This is a genomic window from Enterococcus montenegrensis, from assembly GCF_029983095.1.
In the GTDB taxonomy this organism is placed as follows: Bacteria; Bacillota; Bacilli; order Lactobacillales; family Enterococcaceae; genus Enterococcus_C; species Enterococcus_C montenegrensis.
This window is the reverse complement of the sequence record NZ_CP120467.1, coordinates 1,925,190-1,945,227: the sequence shown is the minus strand read 5'-3', so window position 1 is coordinate 1,945,227 and position 20,038 is coordinate 1,925,190. Positions and strand designations below refer to the sequence as shown.

General features: G+C 36.5%; 16 protein-coding genes. 12 read left to right on the top strand and 4 right to left on the bottom strand.

From position 1 onward, the window contains the following. The first annotated feature begins 15 nt into the window (after window positions 1-15). Window positions 16-1,134, top strand: coding sequence for a DNA polymerase IV (gene dinB, locus P3T75_RS09385; protein WP_206903910.1), 1,119 nt, complete (start codon window positions 16-18; stop codon window positions 1,132-1,134). 225 nt (window positions 1,135-1,359) lie between these two features. Here the strand turns inward: dinB and nrdG are convergent, their stop codons facing one another. Then, the gene (nrdG, locus tag P3T75_RS09380; protein ID WP_206903830.1) at window positions 1,360-1,962 is read right to left on the bottom strand and encodes an anaerobic ribonucleoside-triphosphate reductase activating protein; all 603 of its coding nucleotides are present in this window, start codon (window positions 1,960-1,962) and stop codon (window positions 1,360-1,362) included. A 121-nt stretch (window positions 1,963-2,083) separates the two neighbouring features. Continuing rightward, complete coding sequence (nrdD, locus tag P3T75_RS09375) at window positions 2,084-4,273, bottom strand: anaerobic ribonucleoside-triphosphate reductase (protein ID WP_206903831.1); 2,190 nt, start codon at window positions 4,271-4,273, stop codon at window positions 2,084-2,086. 410 nt (window positions 4,274-4,683) lie between these two features. Here nrdD and P3T75_RS09370 point away from each other — a divergent pair, with 410 nt between their 5' ends. The 10 genes from P3T75_RS09370 to P3T75_RS09325 all read left to right on the top strand — a co-directional run bounded on the left by P3T75_RS09370 (window position 4,684) and on the right by P3T75_RS09325 (window position 15,460). Beyond that, entirely contained in the window at window positions 4,684-5,463 is a 780-nt protein-coding gene (locus P3T75_RS09370; protein WP_282461415.1) for an ABC transporter ATP-binding protein, read from the top strand. Beyond that, entirely contained in the window at window positions 5,453-7,501 is a 2,049-nt protein-coding gene (locus tag P3T75_RS09365) for an FtsX-like permease family protein (protein ID WP_282461414.1), read from the top strand. The genes P3T75_RS09370 and P3T75_RS09365 overlap by 11 nt, the downstream gene beginning before the upstream one ends. Before the next feature lie 332 nt (window positions 7,502-7,833). Next, entirely contained in the window at window positions 7,834-7,983 is a 150-nt protein-coding gene (locus P3T75_RS09360) for a teichoic acid D-Ala incorporation-associated protein DltX (protein ID WP_206903834.1), read from the top strand. Between the two features lie 13 nt (window positions 7,984-7,996). Continuing rightward, window positions 7,997-9,508, top strand: coding sequence for a D-alanine--poly(phosphoribitol) ligase subunit DltA (gene dltA, locus P3T75_RS09355; protein ID WP_282461413.1), 1,512 nt, complete (start codon window positions 7,997-7,999; stop codon window positions 9,506-9,508). Beyond that, window positions 9,508-10,704 (top strand): D-alanyl-lipoteichoic acid biosynthesis protein DltB, encoded by a 1,197-nt coding sequence (gene dltB, locus P3T75_RS09350; RefSeq protein ID WP_282461412.1) that lies wholly within the window; start codon window positions 9,508-9,510, stop codon window positions 10,702-10,704. The genes dltA and dltB overlap by 1 nt, the downstream gene beginning before the upstream one ends. A 16-nt stretch (window positions 10,705-10,720) precedes the next feature. Then, window positions 10,721-10,957 carry a D-alanine--poly(phosphoribitol) ligase subunit DltC gene (dltC, locus tag P3T75_RS09345; RefSeq protein ID WP_016172567.1) on the top strand — a complete coding sequence of 79 codons (237 nt, stop codon included), beginning with the start codon at window positions 10,721-10,723 and terminating at the stop codon, window positions 10,955-10,957. Between the two features lie 2 nt (window positions 10,958-10,959). After that, entirely contained in the window at window positions 10,960-12,219 is a 1,260-nt protein-coding gene (dltD, locus tag P3T75_RS09340) for a D-alanyl-lipoteichoic acid biosynthesis protein DltD (protein WP_282461411.1), read from the top strand. Between the two features lie 150 nt (window positions 12,220-12,369). After that, a complete protein-coding gene (locus P3T75_RS09335; protein WP_206903838.1) occupies window positions 12,370-13,452 on the top strand; it encodes a M42 family metallopeptidase in 1,083 nt (360 codons plus the stop codon). 214 nt (window positions 13,453-13,666) lie between these two features. Then, the gene (locus tag P3T75_RS09330; RefSeq protein ID WP_282461410.1) at window positions 13,667-14,401 is read left to right on the top strand and encodes an MBL fold metallo-hydrolase; all 735 of its coding nucleotides are present in this window, start codon (window positions 13,667-13,669) and stop codon (window positions 14,399-14,401) included. Between the two features lie 54 nt (window positions 14,402-14,455). Further along, entirely contained in the window at window positions 14,456-15,460 is a 1,005-nt protein-coding gene (locus P3T75_RS09325) for a lipoate--protein ligase (protein WP_282461409.1), read from the top strand. Between the two features lie 72 nt (window positions 15,461-15,532). On the opposite strand, the gene proS is transcribed toward P3T75_RS09325, so the two are convergent. Both proS and P3T75_RS09315 read right to left on the bottom strand, forming a co-directional pair. Next, window positions 15,533-16,969: a proline--tRNA ligase gene (proS, locus tag P3T75_RS09320; RefSeq protein WP_230708917.1), complete on the bottom strand. Its 1,437-nt coding sequence runs from the start codon at window positions 16,967-16,969 to the stop codon at window positions 15,533-15,535. 318 nt (window positions 16,970-17,287) lie between these two features. Continuing rightward, on the bottom strand, window positions 17,288-19,135 hold the full coding sequence (locus tag P3T75_RS09315; protein ID WP_282461408.1) for an ATP-binding protein: 1,848 nt from the start codon (window positions 19,133-19,135) through the stop codon (window positions 17,288-17,290). A 342-nt stretch (window positions 19,136-19,477) separates the two neighbouring features. On the opposite strand from P3T75_RS09315, the gene P3T75_RS09310 reads away from it, so the two are divergent. Further along, window positions 19,478-19,987 (top strand): signal peptidase I, encoded by a 510-nt coding sequence (locus tag P3T75_RS09310; RefSeq protein WP_206903842.1) that lies wholly within the window; start codon window positions 19,478-19,480, stop codon window positions 19,985-19,987. Window positions 19,988-20,038: the final 51 nt, after the last annotated feature.

The window sequence follows — 20,038 nt, the reverse complement described above, 5'->3', positions numbered from 1 at the left end:
ATGTGGGGTGAGGGTATGGGAGAGCTGCAATTTCCTTTAAAGAATGATACAAGTCGTAAAATTATTCATATTGATATGGACGCTTTTTTTGCTTCTGTTGAAGAACGAGACGATCCCAATTTAGCAAAGCATCCCTTAGTTATTGCACGCCATCCCAGCGATACTGGGGGTAAAGGAGTTGTGACGACTGCCAATTATGAGGCGCGCAAATATGGGATCCACTCTGCAATGAGTGCACAAAAAGCGTATGAATTGTGTCCCAAGGCTATTTTTGTACCGGGAAACCACGAGAAGTATCGAAAAGTTTCAGAAGAAGTTCGTCAGATTTTTGCCCGTTATACCGATATTATTGAGCCAGTATCCATTGATGAAGCTTATTTAGATGTTACAGAAAATAAAGTGAACAGTACTTCAGCCGTGAAGGTCGCCCGTTTAATTCAAAAAGAAGTCTGGCAAAAAGTTCACCTTACTTGTTCAGCAGGAGTTAGCTATAATAAATTTTTAGCTAAGTTGGCCTCTGATTATATGAAGCCTCAGGGGATTACGGTTATTCCACCACGGGATGCGATTACTTTTTTAAAAGCTTTACCAATTGAAAAATTTCATGGAGTCGGAAAAAAGACAGTCCCCAAAATGAATGAAATGGGAATTTTTACCGGTGCGGACTTATACGAGAAAACAGAAATGGAGTTAATTCAAACCTTTGGTAAAATGGGCTACTCTTTGTATCGAAAAGTGCGGGGAATACACGATGCACCGGTTGCCGTGACAAGACAGCGAAAGTCGGTTGGAAAAGAACATACTTATGGCAACCCGCTTACTACAGAAGAAGAAGTGTTAACGCAGCTGAGACAATTGTCTGAAAAAGTTGCAGCATCTTTAAAAAGAGTGGGCAAACATGGTAAAACGATTGTTTTAAAAGTGCGCTATACAGGTTATGAAACGGTAACCAAAAGAAAGACACTGCCTACTTATTTAATTGATAAACAAATGATTTTTTCTCAAGCTAGTCTAATTTGGGAAGACGTTGCAGGCATTGAAAAGGGAATTCGCCTTTTAGGGGTGACGGTGACGAATTTGGATCCGGTGACTTTTGAAAATATGACCTTACCTTTGTGGGAAGATGAAAAGTAATGGAATGTAAATATACGTAAAAAGTGAGGCAGAATTTTCATTTTGCCTCACTTTTTGTACACTATTAGAAAAAGATAAAATTTTCACGAAAATAAATTACTTTACAAAAGTTTATGTCGTTTGTTTCAGGTGCAGGCCTTTTAAGAAATAAGGCAAATTGGGAAAATCCTACTTTTTTGTGAGTGGGACAATTGTTTGATTTTTGTGAAGCTAAGCGATGGAGGGCTAGATTAAATCTTGTTTTTTTATTTGTTCAAAATTTTCTGTTGCATCGTGACATTTATCCCAAATAACCGCTTTTCCAAGCGCCAATGATTTTTTGACATCTAGGATTCGTTGATTGCTACTGCCACGAAATTGTAAATTTAAATTTCGTTTGGCTAGTTCAAAGCGCCCATCTACTAAGATGTCAATTTTATTTAGCAATTCCAATTTGTCGTCAGTCTCTTGCAATAGCTCTTCAAAAGTATATCCAGACCAACTCCAAATATCTTTTTTTTCACCAAATTCTTTTTTTACTCGATTAACTACTTGTAAACAAACACTTGTATTTAAAAAAGGTTCACCGCCTAATAGCGTTAAGCCTTGAACATAATCGTGAGATAAGTCCGTGATGATTTGATCTTCTAATTCTTTAGTAAAAGGAGTACCGTAGTTAAAGTTTTGGACAGCTTTATTAAAGCAGCCTTCACAGGCAAAAAGACAACCACTAACATATAAACTATTGCGGACACCTTCACCGTCGACAAAATTAAATGCTTTATAGTCAGCAATATAATTTTTACTATATTTACTTGCTTGCCATTCTTTAGGCTTGGGGTTGCGCATAAAAAAAGCCTTCTTTCTGTTAATCGCTTATTTAGCTAAGCAGGTTTACTTCTTTGCAATAAGACCCGAGCATCAGTTGCCTGAGTTCGGGTCATTTTTTCTAACTTCCATAAAAGTGGCCTTATTTCATATGTTTTACGCGGGATGAAATTTCTTTATGACGACCATGTACCATGGGGCGCGCTTGGGGATTACCTAAATAACCACAAGTTCGTTTTACCACGTCACAGGTTTTAGGATCGTGATTGCCACATTGCGGACATTCAAAGCCGCGTTCTGTTGGGGTGAAGTCACCTTCAAAACCACATTCATAACAGTGATCAATTGGCGTATTTGTGCCTAAATAGCCAACTTTATCGTAAGAATAATCCCACACAGCTTCTAGAGCTTTTGGATTTTGTTGCAACATCGGATATTCGCAGTAGTGAATAAAGCCACCGGAACAATATTTCGGATAATCTTTTTCAAAGTCTAATTTTTCAAAAGGTGTTGGGTTTTTACGAACATCATAATGGAAGCTGTTGGTATAGTATTCTTTATCAGTGACGTTTTCAACGATACCAAATTTTTCAGTATCCAAACGACAAAAACGATCTGTCAAACTTTCGCTTGGCGTTGAATAAACGCTAAAGTGGTAACCATATTCATTACCCCAATCATCAGCGTGAGCTTTCAATGATTTGACAATACTTAAGGTAAAGTCTTTTGCAGTCGGATTATTTTCCCAAGCACCACCAAAGAAAGTAGAAGCAACTTCATATAAGCCAATATAACCTAATGAAACAGTTGCCCGCTTATTTTTAAATAATTCATTCACGGCATCGGTCCGGCTTAAACGTTTACCAAAGGCACCGTACATATATAAGATTGGGGCATTTGCAGGGATTGCTTCTTTACAACGCTCTACGCGATACACCAAAGCATCTTTCACAGTTGCTAAGCGCTCTTCTAAAAGTGTCCAGAATTTATCTTGATCACCAGCAGCCTCTAATGCGATACGAGGTAAGTTTAACGTAACCACACCTAAATTCATCCGACCAACGTTTACTTCTTGCCCTGACTCATCTTGCCAACCTTGTAGAAAAGAACGGCAACCCATTGGTACTTTGAAACTGCCTGTCAATTCAACAATTTTATCGTAGTTTAAAATATCAGGATACATCCGTTTTGTTGCACATTCCAAAGCCAATTGTTTAATATCGTAGTTTGGATCAGTGGGGTTAGAATTAACGCCTTTTTTAATTGAAAAAATCAATTTTGGAAAAATAGCAGTTCGTCTCTCACTTCCTAGGCCATTAATACGAATTTGTAAAATAGCCCGTTGAATCTCTCTTTCAAACCAGTTTGTCCCAAGGCCAAAGCCAAGGGAAGTGAAAGGAGTTTGACCATTTGAAGTAAATAAAGTATTAATTTCATATTCCAAACTTTGCATCGCATCGAAAATATCTTTTTTGGTTTTTGCTTTGGCATATTCTTCACGCCGTTTAGGATTTTCAATCCATTTTAGTGCATCTTGCATATGTTTTTGATAATTTAATTTTGCAAAAGGTGCTAATAACTCATCAGTTCTATCAGCAGAACAACCGCCATATTGGCTAGAAGCTACATTGGCGATAATTTGTGAGATTTGGGCAGTGGCAGTTTGAATTGATTTTGGTGATTCTACTTCTGCATTGCCAATTTTAAAACCATCATTTAGCATGCCCTTAAAATCAATTAAACAGCAGTTGGTCATAGGGGTATAGGGATGGTAATCCAAATCATGGTAATGAATATCACCTTTTTGATGTGCGTTTGCGACATGTGTCGGTAACATTTTTAAGCCAATCGATTTTCCAACGATGCCGGCTGTTAAATCCCGTTGTGTATTGAAGACATTACTGTCTTTATTGGCATTTTCATTGACGACACTTTGATCTTTGTTAATTAAACGCCCAATTGTAAAATTAATATCTGTTGCCTTACTACGGTCAAAATCGCGGCGGGTGCGATAATTAATATAAGCTTCTGCGATTTCATATTCGCCTTTTTCTAAAAGGATGTGTTCGACAATATTTTGGATTTCATAAATTTTGACATCAGTTGAAAAGCGTTGGCCAATTTCAGCGTCAATCCGCTCGACAATTTCTAATAGACGTTCATGATCAATCGGGGATAATTCACCGTGAATTTGTTGTTTTGCCTTAACCAAAGCATCGTAAATTTTTTGGTCATCAAAATCCATTAGGCGTCCGTCTCGTTTAATGATTTTAATGGTTTGCAGTTGGGGATGCACCTCGCGTGCTAGCTGCTCATTTTTTAAATCCATCATTTTTGCTCACTCCTTTATTTCTTAAACCATGTCCTTTACTGTTAACTAGTTAGAAAAGACCAGCTTAATCAGCAGACTATTGTGTCTGAACTCACATATTATGATAGCCGAAAAGTAAGTCAGGTGCAACCAAAAACACAACTATATATAGTGCCATTGTTTTAATTTAATACTATTAAACACTATATCTAGTGTATAAAAAATATGTAAAAATATTGAAAACAGATAGGGATAGGTTTTTGCTATTTATAAAAAACAGAAATTTGCATAAAAAGATGAATGGTGCACAAGAAAAAATTTTTGTTTAAATTTTTCCCTTGACTTACCTTAAAAACTGCGCATTTAAAACACCTTGTGCTACCATAAAGATAATAAGTAAGTTGTCTTAAATTATTTAACAAAAGGACTAAATGAGGTTGAAATATGAAAAAATAATAGAAGTAAAACATTTGAGTAAAACATATGGAAATCGTTTTAATCAGACCAAAGTGCTAGATAATCTGTCCTTTAGTGTTGATGAAGGAGAATTTGTCGGCATCATGGGACCAAGCGGTGCGGGAAAAACGACTTTAATGAATATATTAGCTTCCATTGCCCTGCCGACTTTTGGAACAGTAAAAGTGGACGGACAAGATCTGACTGCACTAAAAGAAGATCAGTTAAGTGATTTTCGCCGTAAAGATTTGGGCTTTATTTTTCAAGAGTTTAATTTATTGCCTACGCTTACAGCCAAAGATAATATCATCTTGCCTTTGGCAATTGATTTTTTAAAAGTCGAAGAGATTGAAAGCCGCGTGACAGAAGCAGCTGACTTATTAGGAATTAAAGCTATTTTACATCGTTATCCAGAAGAGTTATCGGTAGGACAAAGACAACGGGTGGCAGCTGCCCGTGCTTTAGTCGTGCGACCACGGATTATTTTTGCCGATGAACCAACAGGTGCCCTTGATTCAAAATCTGCCACGGAGTTACTGTATTATTTAAGCGAATTAAATCAAAAGCAAAATAAAACCATTTTAATGGTAACCCACGACCCCTATACCGCAAGTTATTGCAATCGCATTTTATTTATTAAAGATGGAGTCTTTTTTTCTGAGGTTGTTAAAAGAGGTAGCAGGCAGAATTTCTTTGAACAGGTGATTGATATGCAGGCAACTTTAGGCGGTGGGGGACGACGAAATGCTTTATAAATTATCCTGGCGTAGTTTTTTAAAACAATTTCGCAATTACGGCGTTTATTTAATTAGTATCACGATGGCGGTGATGATTTATTATTCTTTTAATGCCATGACGCATGATCAGCCACTAACAAAAAGGGCTAGCCAAGATATAAAAATTGAGAATATTTTAACGATTGGTAGTTTTTTTGTCATTGTGATGATGGTCTTTTTTGTATTAAGTGCCAATCGCTTTTTTATCGCAAAACGGCAGCAAGAAGTTGCACTTTACCAATTGTTTGGTTTAAAACGGCGGCGGATTATTTTACAATCGTTAGTCGAAATTTTTGCCTTGAACTTATTGGCATTTTTAGTGGGGATTAGTCTGGGTGTCATTTTTTCCAAACTTTTTTCCATGATTTTAGTAAAGGCAATGGCTTTAGATGTTACGAGTACCTTGTTTTTTTCATGGCAATCTGTTCAGGTTACTGCGGCTGTTTTTCTTTTTGTTTTTATTATCAGTGCATTTCAAAACATTATTGTTTTATCTAAAAAGCAAGTGGATGGTGTGTTCTCGGTTAAGTCACAGTTTGACTTGCAAAAGTTAAAGACAAAGCCTTATGAAATTAAATTAGGTATTTTCAGTGTTTTGTTAATTAGCTGTGGCTATTTGGCTGCTGTATTTATTCGACCGCTAATTTTTCGTTTTTTCTTACTGACAAAAAGTTTTTCTATTTTAATTTGGCTACCGGGAGGTATTTTACTTGCTTGTATTATCGGCACGTATTTATTTTATCGCTATGGTTTAAAAACTATTTTTTATTTTCTTGATAAAAAGAAAAGTCGTTATCAAGGTCTAAACTATTACGAACGTAGTCGCAGTTTGGTCGCTATATTAAAAAATTGGCGTTCTTTGGCACTGCTTACTATTTTGACATCATTAGCCATTGCATTAATTGGCGGTGCAATTTCTCTTGTTAGTATTCAAAGTCGCGTCAGTCAAAATGAAACGCCAACTGACTTTCAAGTGCATAGCAGTGAACTGGGAAAGCTAGAAGCCATCGTTCGTGAAAATGATGGCAAGGTAACCACGACCCAAAATTTACAGTATAAAGTCACAGCAGGCCGCTTTGCACTAAAACTTTTCAGTAGTGAAGAAATGGAGCAATTTAATTTAATTAATATTTTACGCTTTAGTGACTATCAAAAATTTCAGGCACAGCATCCTGATTTGCCCAAAATTGAGCCATTACAGGTTAATCGTGGCATTTTATTTGATTATAATTATATGATGTTTAACAGTGTCAGCGAGCTCAGCCGCCAAGTGACGTTGCCAAATGGGCTAGATATTAAAGTAGAACATTTTTATTCGGATTTGCTGGGGGATGCTTTGTTGCGCTATGCTGCTGGGGTATTGGTTTTACCAGATGAACAGTTTCAGAGTATTCAAGGGGTTGACTACACCATTGCTATGGTCAATGTAAAGACAAAAGATGAAGAGCAACTAGCAACTTCAGTTGAAAAAGAGTTGAAATCTGATTGGGGAAATGATATTTACTATGACTTTACGTATAAAAATGACAAATTAAAAGGTGAAATTACCACCAAAGTATTGAAGAATGCTACTCCCCATGCTTTTACTGGAAACTATTCCCGGTTAAATCATACGAGTCGTTTTCCAATTGTACGCAGGGCCACAAGAGAAGCGGGAATTTTCATGTATGTGGCAACATTTCTAGGTATGATTGCTTCGATTACTACTGCTGCGATTGTCATGTTGCGGCAACTTTCAGAAGTTGAAAATGGTAAAAAAGACTTCTTGTTGTTGCAAAAATTAGGGGTTAGTCGTAAACAAATGAAGCGCAACTTGTATTATCAAAATGCTTGGATTTTTGCTCCCCCAGTTTTATTGGTGTGTGGTCATGCCGGGTTTGCGATTTATACATGGTCCCAATTTGTCACCAACGGTAGTTATTGGCTCGCTTATTTATTCTGCGGTATCGTCGCAGTGATTTATTTAGTCGCCTATATTTTAACAGTCAAATTTTTCTTACACAGCTGGGAAAGCTGAGGATAATACCTGTGTGAAATACACCCTAATAAAATCTTTTTACTGCATCTTGCAGACTAGAAAAGATTTTATTAGGGTGTATTTTGGTCTGCTTTCTAAAATAGCACGCTTCTTTAAAATAGAATTCATTTCAGGAAAATGCCGTGAGTATTAAAGGTGTGTTACATATTAAAAAAATCAGTAACGATGGTAATTAGATAAAGCCTTTTAAGTGAGTAAATTGAAAGGGCTTAAGTGACGAAAGTGTTAGATTCTTCTTTTTACTGTAAGTTGAAAAAATGTTCTAAATTAAACAAATACTCTATACTTCAATTGAAAAGGAGAGAGTGATAATGAAAAATTGGTTGCAAAAAGAAAACACCCATTATTGGTTAACATTTATTGGCAAAACGCTCTTTTACTTCTGTGTCCTACTGATTCTGATTTATTTGTATCACTACAAGAACATTCAGGGCGGCACATTTATTTACAACGAATTTTAAGAGGTGAGAGCAGATGACTGTAACAAACATTATTGAACAAATTGATTCTTGGAGCGTAAAAGAACCAAATCGTATCGCCTATATTGACGAAAAAGAGTATACCTATGGTCAGTTAAAAAGATGGTCAGATCAGCTTGCTACCTTTTTAGCTAAAAAATTTGCTGATAGAAGACCTATTGTAGTTTACGGTGATTTAGAATTTGAAATGTTAGCCGCTTTTTTAGGTGCTAGTAAAGCAGGACATGCCTATATCCCCATCGAAGCTAATACGCCAAATGATCGGGTAGAGTTGATTTTAAATGTAGCGCAACCTGCGTTAATCATTAGTGTGGAAGCGTGGCCTGATATTTCTTCTGACTGTGAAGTAATAACACCAAATGCATTAGCAGAAATTTTTGCTGCAAAACAAACTGTGGCGAAATTTGAAAGTGTTCAAAATGATGAAAATTATTATCTAATTTTCACCTCAGGTACCACAGGGGTTCCAAAAGGGGTACAAATTAGTCATAACAATTTATTATCCTTTGTAAATTGGACGCTAACTGATTTTGTTTTACCAGAGCAAAGTCGCTTTTTATCACAAGCCCCGTACTCATTTGATTTATCTGTCTTTGATGTTTATCCAGCATTGTGTTCAGGGGGCTCTTTAGTTCCTTTGAAAAAAGAAATTATCAACGATTTTAAGACCTTATTTGCCACATTACCAAAATTGGCATTGGAAGTTTGGGTTTCAACACCATCATTTATGGATATTTGCTTGATGGAAAAAGAATTCAACGCAAAAAACATTCCAAGTTTAACTACATTTATCTTTTGTGGTGAAGAGTTAACGAAAAAAACGGCTCAAAGTTTATTGGAACGTTTTCCTGCGGCTCATATTTACAATACCTATGGTCCTACAGAAGCGACAGTGGCGATTTCTGGTGTGGAAATTACTCCTGCATTATTAGAACAAGTTGACCGCTTACCAATTGGGTATGTAAAAGAGGATACAAAAGTAACCATTATGGATGAAATGAATGTCTTAGCAGCCGGTGAGGTTGGTGAAATTGTCATTTCTGGACCAAGTGTTTCAAAAGGTTATTTGAATAATCCTGAAAAAACCGCTCAAGCTTTCTTTTTATTAGATGGTAACTGGGCTTATCGAACCGGAGATGCGGGGAGTTTACCAGCAGATGGATTATTACGTTACGAAGGCCGCATTGATTTTCAAGTGAAACTTCATGGCTATCGCATTGAATTAGAAGACGTAGATCATCATTTAAACCAAGTATCGCTAGTTAAACAAGCGACAGTGGTACCCAAGTATCAAGATCACAAGGTACAGCAATTGGTTGCTTTTGTAGTCGCCAATGAAAATGATTTTGCTAAAGAATTTCAATTAACCAAAGCCATTAAAGCTGAACTAGCTGAAGGTGTGATGGATTACATGATCCCACAACGCTTTGTTTATGTGGAACAATTACCTCGTAGTGCAAACGGTAAAATCGATCGTAAGGGTCTGATAAATGAGGTGAACGGCTAATGGTCTTTCCACATAGTATTCCCTATGCAGATCCTAAATACTTTTTATTATTGCTCGTTGCGTTTATTCCACTGATTTTAAGTATGTTGATTGCAGGTAAAAGGCCTTCTTTTTACCAAACCCTTGTGACGTTATTTTTCTTATACGTTAGTTTTGGCGGTGCAAGTTGGCATCAAGGGGTAGCGCTGATTGTCTATGTTGTTTGGCAAACGTTACTGGTTTACCTCTATTTTTTATATCGCCAGCAAAAAAATAGCAGTGGCGTCTTTTATACCGCCGTTGTCTTGGCAATTTTGCCTTTAGCCATTACCAAAGTCACACCTTTTTTCAATGGTGGTCATAGTTCTATATTAGGGTTTTTAGGGATTTCTTATTTGACCTTTAAATCGGTACAAATGATTATGGAAACTCGTGATGGCATGATTAAATCGTATAAAGTTTGGCATTACATCCAGTTTCTATTGTTTTTCCCAACGATTTCTTCTGGGCCAATTGATCGCTTCCGGCGGTTTGATAAGGACTTAGATAATCCTCCGACGCCAGAAAAATATGTGGATCTTTTAGGTACTGGTATTCATCGCATTTTTGTCGGTTTCTTATATAAGTTTATTATCGGCTATTACTTTGGTTCAGTTTTGTTACCACCACTTGAGCGGGCCACAATCGTCAATGGCGGTATCTCATGGGCCTTAGTTTTATATATGTATGTTTATAGTATGTATTTATTCTTTGATTTTGCAGGGTATAGTTTGTTCGCAGTTGGAACGAGTAATATTTTGGGTTACGAAACACCAATGAACTTTAATAAACCATTTTTAGCTTGGAACATCAAGGAGTTTTGGAATCGTTGGCATATGACGTTGTCTTTTTGGTTCCGTGATTACATTTACATGCGTTTAATGTTTACTTTATTGAAAAAGAAAGTATTCAAAAGTCGGATCGTTGCTTCAAATGTTGGTTACTTTGCCCTCTTTTTAATTATGGGGGTCTGGCACGGTTTGGCTTGGTATTATATCGTCTATGGTTTATACCATGCTACGTTGATTTGTTTAACCGATGCCTGGTTGCGTTATAAGAAAAAACATAAAAATTTACCGTCAAATAAGTTTACCCATGGATTGGCAATCTTCTTAAACTTTCAGGCAGTATGCTTTAGCTTTATGATTTTTTCAGGAATTTTAGATAAATTAATTTAAAAGAGGAGAATGAATAATGAAAGACACAGTATTAGACATTTTAGAAGAAATTACCGGAACAGATGAAGTAAAACAAAATTTAGATGTAAATTTATTTGATGAGGGCTTAATGGATTCTATGGCAACGGTTCAATTGCTAGTTGAATTAGAAGGACAACTAGATGTTCAAGTGCCTGTTTCAGAATTTGACCGCGAAGAATGGGATACACCAAATAAAATTATTGCTAAAGTTTCTGAATTAAAAGGAAATTAATTATGAAAAAAAAGCTTCTTGCTATTTTTGGGCCGGTAATAGCAGCTGTGGTCCTGCTAGCGCTGTTTTTCTTTTCACCTTTTAAGATTAATGACGAAGATAAAGGCTTATGGGAAAAAGCTAGCAGTTCCATGTCAGGAAATATTTTACGGGGGAATTCAATTAAAAATGAAGCCGTAAAATCTGGTGAATATGTACCGTTTTTTGGTTCTTCTGAACTAAGTCGTATCAGTCCTTTTCACCCGTCTGTTTTAGCCAAAAAATATAATCGAAATTACACACCTTTTTTACTAGGGGCACCAGGGACGCAATCTTTAACGCAATACATGATGATGCAGTCATTTGGTAGTGATTTGAAAGATAAAAAAGTAGTCTTTATTCTTTCGCCACAGTGGTTTGTCAAAGGCGGGATTAAACGTGCCTATTTTGATGCGTATTTTTCTGAATTACAAACTTATACTTGGGCGATTAAGCTAGACAAAGTTTCTGAAACTGACAAATACTTAGCTAAACGTCTGTTAGCTTATGGTAAAGTCAACCATGATGAAACCTTGAAGCTAATGTTAAGAGAAATTGCTAAGGGTAAAGTGCCAACGACAAAACAAGTAGATGTGGCTAAATTCCATATCAACATGTTAAATCGAGAAGACGAACTCTTTAGTGAAATTGGCTTACTTTCAAAAAATTCACAAATTGCACAACAAGCAAAAAAATTGCCAGCTGCATACAATGAGCAAAAATTAGATGAACAAGCCAAAGAGATTGGTCAAAAAGCTACGACGAATAATTCTTTTGGCATTGAAAATAATTTTTATACGCATCGCATTAAACCGCGGTTGGCCAAATTTAATGATTCACAGGTAAAATGGGATTATCGTTATTCAAAAGAATTTTCAGATTTCCAATTGGTTTTAGATCAACTTGCCAAAGAAAATACACAAGCCCTCTTTATTATTCCGCCAATTAACGGGAAATGGAGCGAATATACAGGCTTATCTCAAAATATGCTGCAAGAATTTAGCAAAAAAATCACGTATCAATTACGTTCTCAAGGCTTTAATCAAATTGCTGATTTCACCAATAAAGATCAGGAGCCTTATTTTATGACAGATACTATCCATTTAGGCTGGCGCGGATGGTTAGCAGCAGATCAATATATTCAACCGTTTTTGGAAGAAAAAACAGCCCAGCCAAGCTATCACTTGAATAATTATTTTTATTCACAAGATTGGCAAAAGCAAAATCCAGAAACAATTAAATAATTTTTAACGGCAGTTGGTGGCAAAGCTACATTTAGACCACCGCTTATTAAAAACAGTAGCTGGGATTATATTAATGTCCCGGCTACTGTTTTTAAATGCCCCGTGTTATAATCAAGGACGTAATAAATAATGCTAGGAGTTGCAATTGAGATGGACAAAAGTGAAGAGCAGTTACTAATTGAATTAACCCAAGCTAGAGGTGTACCAGGCAATGAAGATGAAGTACGTGAAGTCTTTAAAAAATACGCTGCCCCGTTTGCCGAAGATATTTCTTTTGATGGTTTAGGTAGTGTTATTGCAAAACACGTAGGTGAAGGTGGTGGCCCGAAAATTTTTATTTCTGGTCACATGGACGAAGTTGGCTTTATGGTGACCAAAATCACCGAGCAAGGCTTTATTGAATTTCAAACATTAGGTGGTTGGTGGAGCCAAGTGATGTTGGCCCAACAAGTAGAAATTAAAACACAAGCGGGCAAATTAATTCGCGGTGTGATTGGTTGTAAACCACCCCATGTCCTAACTCCAGAAGCCCGAAAACAACCTTATGAGATTAAAGATATGTTCATTGATATTGGCGCAACAAGTCTCAAAGAAGCAAAAGATTGGGGCATTCGTCCAGGCGATATGATTACGCCATATATTGAATATGAGCGTTTAAATGGCGGTAAATTTTTACTAGCAAAAGCATGGGACAATCGTGTCGGTACGGCTGTTTCATTACGTGTTTTGGAAAACTTAGCAAAAGAAGGACACCCAAACTGTCTTTTTGCTGGTAGTGATGTCATGGAAGAAGTAGGTTTAAGAGGTGCAAGAACCAGCACACATTTAGTAAACCCAGATATTGCACTTGCACTAGATACCGGTACGGCTGGTGATACACCAGGTATGACGCCAAAAGAAGCCGATTCTAAATTGGGTGCAGGTCCGCAAGTTCTAATCTTTGATGCTTCGATGGTACCACATAAAAAATTATTGAACTTTGTTGTAAATGTTGCAGAAGAATTAGAAATTCCTTTCCAATATACGGTTATTACCGGTGGGGGAACAGACGCAGGGCAAATGCACTTAACTCGTGATGGCGTACCTTCTCTTGCCATTACAGTACCAGTGCGCTACTTGCATTCCCATACTTCAATTATTCACGAGGACGACTACTTAAATACAGTTAAATTAGTAACGGAAGTTGTTCGTCGCTTGGACGATGAGGCAGTTAAGGCCATTCGTAGTTATTAATTTATATCCTGTGGGATTGTTTCATTAGAATGTAAAAAGACTTTCCAGTTTTGTCATGTTTTTTTTAAGTTTACTTTTTGGTCAAACTTTTAAAAGAAGATGATTTGCTGGTAAAGTCTTTTTTTTATTGCTGAAAAAGGAGTCTTAAAACAGCTATTATTTCATGAAAAGAAAAGATTGTGCTAGCATAAAAGAAAAGAAAGGTGTGAAGAAAATGAAATTAACTGTCTTAGGCTGTCTAGGCGCCTATCCTTATAAAGGACAAGGAACTACAGGTTACTTGTTACAAACAAAGGATTTTAATTTATTGCTAGATTGTGGTAGCACTACTTTGGTGGAATTAGAAAAACACTTAGATCCACTAGCATTGGATGCTGTTATAATTTCTCACTATCATCACGACCACATTGCAGACTTGGGTGTTTTACAATATTATTTTCAACTATTTCCAGCGGAAAACAAGAAAATTTTGCCGATTTACGGTCATACTTTAGATGAATTTCATTTTAATGATTTAACAATGCCCGATGTATCAGAAGGTCGTCCTTATTACGAATCAAAACAGTTGGAATTGGGACCGTTTTCTGTTACATTTATGAAGACGATTCATCCTGTAACTTGTTATGCAATGCGCTTTGTAGAAAATGATACAGGTAAAGTATTTGTATTCACTGGTGACTCGGGTTATTTAGCGGACTTCAATGAATTTGCGACAAATGCGGACCTCTTTTTAGCCGACACGTATTTATTTAACGGCCACGAACATCACAAAGCTCACTTTACAGCGCAAGAATCAGGCACCTTTGCCAAAAATGCGAATGTTAAGAAATTGGTTTTAACACACTTGCCGCAATTTGGGGACTTACAATTATTAAAAGAGCAAGCCCAAGTTGCCTCAGGAGCAGTACCAGTTGAATTAGCAGCTATAGGTAAAGCATTTTTGATTTAAGGATGAAGCTGAAGTTCAAGAAAAATGTGTCGTCAACAACGAGGAGGATGTATTGTGATTTTCGTACCAAATGAAAACAATGACCCAAGAGTAAACTTAGCAATTGAACATTTTTTGGTTCAGGAGTATCCCTTAACCGAGCCAATTTTATTGTTTTATATTAATGAACCATCCATTATTATTGGACGCAATCAAAATACCATCGAAGAAATTAATCAAGAATACGTGGAGGAACACGGTATCCATGTAGTTCGTCGTTTAAGTGGTGGTGGGGCTGTTTATCATGATCTAGGGAATTTGAATTTTAGCTTCATTATGCCAGATAATGGAGATTCATTTAGAGACTTTGAAAAATTAACTAAACCAATTGTAGCTGCCTTACAAGAGATGGGGGTTAAAGGTGCCCAATTAAAAGGGCGCAATGATTTGGTGATTGATGATCAAAAATTCTCTGGTAATGCGATGTATGCGACAAACGGTAGAATGTTTGCTCATGGAACCATTATGTTTGATAGTGATATTAACGAAGTCGTTAATGCTTTAAAAGTTCGCAAAGATAAGATTGAATCAAAGGGAATTAAGTCGATTCGTTCTCGGGTAACCAATGTGAAACCTTTCTTGCCGGCAGATAAACAAAACATGACTACGAAAGATTTCCGGCAAGAAATTTTGTTGAAAGTCTTTGGTGTTACCGACCCAAGAGATGTTAAAACATATGAGTTGACTGCCGATGATTGGGAAAAAATCAATCAAATTTCAAAAGATTACTATCGCAATTGGGATTGGAATTACGGCCGCTCACCAGAATTTGATTTGGAGCGCCGTAAACGTTTTGCCATCGGCTCAATTGAAGTACGTTTAAATGTTCAAAAAGGAATCATTACCGCTGCTAAAATTTATGGTGATTTCTTTGGTTTAGGTGATATTAAAGATGTTGAAACAGCACTCGTTGGTGTGAAATATGAAAAAGAAGCACTAACAAAAGCAGTTGAAAAAATTGACGTAAAAAAATACTTTGGGAATATTACGCAAGAAGAATTTTTAGAATTACTTTATTAATAAAAATATAAAGGTTCTAGTAAAAAGTCGCGATGACTTCTTACTAGAACCTTTAGTTATCTAAACTATTTTTTAATATGCGCGGGCAATCCATAAAGTGTGTTTTGCAGGTTTGCCACTCACTAAGTCAAACTCTTTTTCCATTGGAACTTCAAAGGGAATATTACGGGTTGTAAAACCTGTTTCTTCTTTGATTTTGGCTTCGGTTTCTTCGCTACCATCCCAACCAACTAAAACAAAGCCAGGAACTGTACCGGCTTCATTACATTTTTCAATGTGAGCTTTTAATTCATCCAAGGTATTAATGTCATAATGTTCGTTTGCTTTATTGCGTGCTTTGGCTTTTTCTAATAAGCGTTTTGGCATAATAGCTAATTGCTCAGCTACGTAAGCATCTAATTCTTCAAAGGTGACCGTATTTTTTTCAGCTAAGTCGCGTACTTTTACCATTACGTGACCATTTTCCAAATCACGAGGACCGCATTCAATCCGCAAACAAGCGCCTTTTAATTCCCACTCGTTGAATTTATAACCTGGCGAATTATCCGTATCATCAAGACGAACGCGGTAACCAGCTTTTTTGAAGGTGGCAAATAATGCGTCTAATTTTTCCATAATGGCTGGATTTTTCTTCCAAGGACCAACTGGCATTAAAACAATCTGAGTTGGTGCAACTGTTGGTGGAAAGACTAAGCCTTTTTCATCCCCGTGAGTCATAATTAATGAGCCCAACAAACGTGTTGACATACCCCAAGAGGTTGTGTGCACATGGGTGTGTTTGTTTTCTTTTGTCAAATACGTAATATCAAAGGCTTCAGCAAATTTTGTGCCTAAATAATGAGAGGTCCCTGCTTGAACAGCTTTACCATCTTGCATCATCGCTTCAATTGAAAACGTATCAACAGCACCGGCAAAACGTTCAGAAGGCGTTTTTTGCCCTTTATAAACCGGAATGGCTAAAAATTCTTCGGCTAAACGAGCGTATTCATCTAAAATAGCCATTGTCCGTTTTCTGGCATCAGCTTCATCTGCATGTGCAGTATGCCCTTCTTGCCATAAAAATTCCGATGTGCGTAAGAATGGCAATGTTTTTTTCTCCCAACGGAAAACGTTAGCCCACTGATTGATTTCATAAGGTAAATCGCGATAAGAGTTAATCCAATCAGAAAAAGCAGAACCGATCATTGTTTCAGAAGTAGGGCGTAGCGCCAAAGGTTCATCTAATTTTTCATCGCCAACTTCAGTTACCCAGGGTAACTCAGGGGCGAACCCTTCAATGTGGTCTGCTTCTTTCATAAAGAAACTTTTTGGAATTAACATTGGGAAATAGGCATTACGAATATCTTGGGTTTTTAAAAACTGATTGAATTCTTCTTGAATGTGTTCCCACAATTCAAAGCCGTCAGGGCGAAAAATAATTGAGCCCCGAACAGGCGAGTAAGCCATTAATTCGGCTTGTTGAATGGTTTTTAAATACCATTCAGTAAAATCATTTTTTTGTTCAGACATAGTGTCTCCTCCTATAATAAGTTACTTTTTTGACCTTGGTTATAAAAAGGCAAAATAAAAACGCACTCCATCCTAAAAAAGGACGAAATGCGTGAATTTCGCGGTACCACCTTTATTGACTGTTTTACAGTCCAGCTCAAAAACAAGGATAAGGGCCTTAACCCGATTATTTTCATAATCATTGCCATCGGGAGGTTCAAAAAATCAGTGGGTACCAAATTTTCAGCAAAACATTGGCTCTCTAAACCATAATTTCAATACTAATCCGACTGTCTCTATGCTAATGGCAAATGCCAAAAAATGCAAGTCAAAATTATTTTAAACATTAAGGGATAAGGATAAGCTGATTTTATCTTGATTGTCATCTTGTAGTTGTGTTAGCTGACCACGATATTTTTTGGCAACTTTCTCAATGGCAAACAAATCCAATGCCTCTTTTTGAGGAAAATCAGTGGTGATGCTGCGGTCAAAAATATTGGTATGGTAATGGGCAGTATGACTACAGTGAATTTGTAATGTCTCGTTTATACAGTGAATTTGCAAGTGAATCTGTCGTTCTTTTGGGTCGTGAATCGCATAGGTTTCCCGCGTTGCATGTTCTAAAAGGTGCACTAAAATTTGACTTAAATCATCATCAGCCACATTTAAATCTTGTGGTAAATCTGCACTAAAGGAAACGGTGATACTTTTTTTGTCTGCATTTTTTTGATAGCGACTCAAGATTAAATTTGTTAAAGTATGCGCAGAAAAATCACCGATAATATTCAATTGATTGGTTTCATCTAGAAGCTTAGCTAAGTATTCATTGACGGCTGGTAAATTGCCGTCTTCGCCTAAATCGCTGATTAGCAGTAAATTTTGTTTGAACTCTTGACGGAGTTGTTCCAACTCTTGCAGGTGACCAACAACAGCTGTGTGATTGTCCTCCAAAAGCTCTGTTTTCAGTTCTAGAAAATGCATTTGACGCTTGTTTTGTTCATTGGCGGTTAGACCTTCAACTAAGGTATAAATGAAAATGACCAATAGGATCACGGCAAATAAAAGACCCGAAATATTGACGAGATAAAAATTCGACTGTGCGACGCTGGTGATATAAATAAAACAATGGGCCATGGCAACTAAGACGATCCAAGGTGTGCAAATGACAAAAAAACGATTTTTTTGGTGGGCTTCAGTAATTGCAGCAATGGTAGTTGCTAAGGTGCCAAAAATATTAGCGGCATCAATGTAAAATTTTACTTCTGGCAAATCAATTTTAGTAAAAACAGCCCAAAGTAAAATTAATAAATCAAAGCTAATATGAAAAATTACCCATAGTCGGTAGTACTGTTGGCTTTTTTTCATTTTTAAACAATAATAAGAAATTAGAAATATTGGCGTAAAAATGGCCAGAAGTAATGCCATCGTTGAGTTCACTAATGGACTAAATAACAATCCCGCTAAAATATCTCCAGCGGCAGCCTCCAAGGCAATAGTGAGGGAAAAACAAGCTAACAAAATCAATTCCCAATTTAGCCGTTTTTGTTTAATTAATTCAGAACCAATAAAGACCATAATGGCTAGACTGATAAACGTGCAAACAATTAGAATTAGAATTTGGGGCAAGGAAACCGATACAACATAGGATAAAAGAGAATCTGCATCGCCAATAAATACACGGGCGGGGATACCGGCATAATTTTTATACGGGCTACTGACTTCAAGCCGCAATGTTTTACCAACATAGTTTTTGGGCAATTGCACTTCTGTCATGATATTGCCGGGATTTTTTTTGCCTAATAAAGTTGGGGTCACCGTTTTTTGGCTGTGTTCATAGACGGTTTTATCGTCGACTGTGACTTTTAACCATTGATGATTTCCTTGAATTAATAAGGTTGGATTAGAAACTTTACGAATCATCGTTCGTTCCATTACCATGGTTTCGTTGGGTGCAACACTATTTAACCGCTTGACATAACGACTTTTAAATAATGTGATGGGGTCATCTTTGGCGTAATAGACCCAAGTATCTTTTATTTCTGCCATCGCAGATTGTGAGAAGGGGGCATTTAGTGCTTGCACAAAAAAAATGCCCACTGCAACAAAAGTCATAATAACAAGAAAATAAGGAATCCAGATAATTTTTTTATTATACTTTTTTAAATTTTCATTATCTAATCTTTTCATAATGTTGAAATTCCTTTCAGATTATAAGGATAGTTGTCTAAAAATATCGTAGTTCTTTTTATGTTTTTATAAATGAATTTTACTATTCTGTTTAATAACGATGTTTTTTTAATAAGTATAAAAGCCTTTAATTATATTTATTGTCGTTTATAACTCAGTTTAATTGTTATTTAAACTAGGGTCAACAAGCAGCGGAAATTATTTTTCATTTTATTTTAAAAAGAAAATAACTTTCTAACAAAAATGGATAAAATGAACAGGGATGCTTTTAAACAACGGACGATATGTGATATAATTTCGTTGGAATTAAAAATTAAAAAGAATTATATGAGGAGGTGTGGCATGACGAATTTCAAGCAGATGGGCCTATTGGGTTCAGTTATTGTGACAATTGTAATGGCACTGGCTTTGTTGATCACGTTATTGCCGCATCTTTTTGGGATGACAATTTCAATTGTAAAAGATAATGATATGCAACCAACGTATCCAAAAGGTAGTTTGATTTTTGTGCGTCAAGTAGAACCAGAGAGTATTTATGTTGGAGAAGTTGTCACGTATTACGTGAACCAAGGAGAAAGCATCCAAACGCGTCGCGTAGTTGCCAAAGAAAAAAATCACGTTTTTTACACCAAGGGAGACGGCAACGAACAAATGGAAATCGGCTATGTAAGTAGTCGCAATTTAATTGGACAGCCAGTTATTCACTTACCTTACTTGGGGCATTTTGTTTCCCGCGAACTTTTGGATTTGGTACAACAAATATTTTGGCTAATTGCTGGCTTCATCACATTAACGACGATTTGGCATTTGGTCGAACACGTTATACATAATAGACAAGTTCGCGACTATTAATTTTAATGGTTGCGGACTTTTTTGTTCCTTCGTATAATGACAAAAGCGAGG

What these genes read in the sequence shown, in the direction of transcription:
- dinB (WP_206903910.1), top strand. Translation starts at nt 16, where the DNA reads ATGGGAGAGCTGCAATTTCCTTTAAAGAATGATACAAGTCGTAAAATT.
- nrdG (WP_206903830.1), bottom strand. Translation starts at nt 1,962, where the DNA reads ATGCGCAACCCCAAGCCTAAAGAATGGCAAGCAAGTAAATATAGTAAA.
- nrdD (WP_206903831.1), bottom strand. Translation starts at nt 4,273, where the DNA reads ATGATGGATTTAAAAAATGAGCAGCTAGCACGCGAGGTGCATCCCCAA.
- P3T75_RS09370 (WP_282461415.1), top strand. Translation starts at nt 4,684, where the DNA reads ATGAGGTTGAAATATGAAAAAATAATAGAAGTAAAACATTTGAGTAAA.
- P3T75_RS09365 (WP_282461414.1), top strand. Translation starts at nt 5,453, where the DNA reads ATGCTTTATAAATTATCCTGGCGTAGTTTTTTAAAACAATTTCGCAAT.
- P3T75_RS09360 (WP_206903834.1), top strand. Translation starts at nt 7,834, where the DNA reads ATGAAAAATTGGTTGCAAAAAGAAAACACCCATTATTGGTTAACATTT.
- dltA (WP_282461413.1), top strand. Translation starts at nt 7,997, where the DNA reads ATGACTGTAACAAACATTATTGAACAAATTGATTCTTGGAGCGTAAAA.
- dltB (WP_282461412.1), top strand. Translation starts at nt 9,508, where the DNA reads ATGGTCTTTCCACATAGTATTCCCTATGCAGATCCTAAATACTTTTTA.
- dltC (WP_016172567.1), top strand. Translation starts at nt 10,721, where the DNA reads ATGAAAGACACAGTATTAGACATTTTAGAAGAAATTACCGGAACAGAT.
- dltD (WP_282461411.1), top strand. Translation starts at nt 10,960, where the DNA reads ATGAAAAAAAAGCTTCTTGCTATTTTTGGGCCGGTAATAGCAGCTGTG.
- P3T75_RS09335 (WP_206903838.1), top strand. Translation starts at nt 12,370, where the DNA reads ATGGACAAAAGTGAAGAGCAGTTACTAATTGAATTAACCCAAGCTAGA.
- P3T75_RS09330 (WP_282461410.1), top strand. Translation starts at nt 13,667, where the DNA reads ATGAAATTAACTGTCTTAGGCTGTCTAGGCGCCTATCCTTATAAAGGA.
- proS (WP_230708917.1), bottom strand. Translation starts at nt 16,969, where the DNA reads ATGTCTGAACAAAAAAATGATTTTACTGAATGGTATTTAAAAACCATT.
- P3T75_RS09315 (WP_282461408.1), bottom strand. Translation starts at nt 19,135, where the DNA reads ATGAAAAGATTAGATAATGAAAATTTAAAAAAGTATAATAAAAAAATT.
- P3T75_RS09310 (WP_206903842.1), top strand. Translation starts at nt 19,478, where the DNA reads ATGACGAATTTCAAGCAGATGGGCCTATTGGGTTCAGTTATTGTGACA.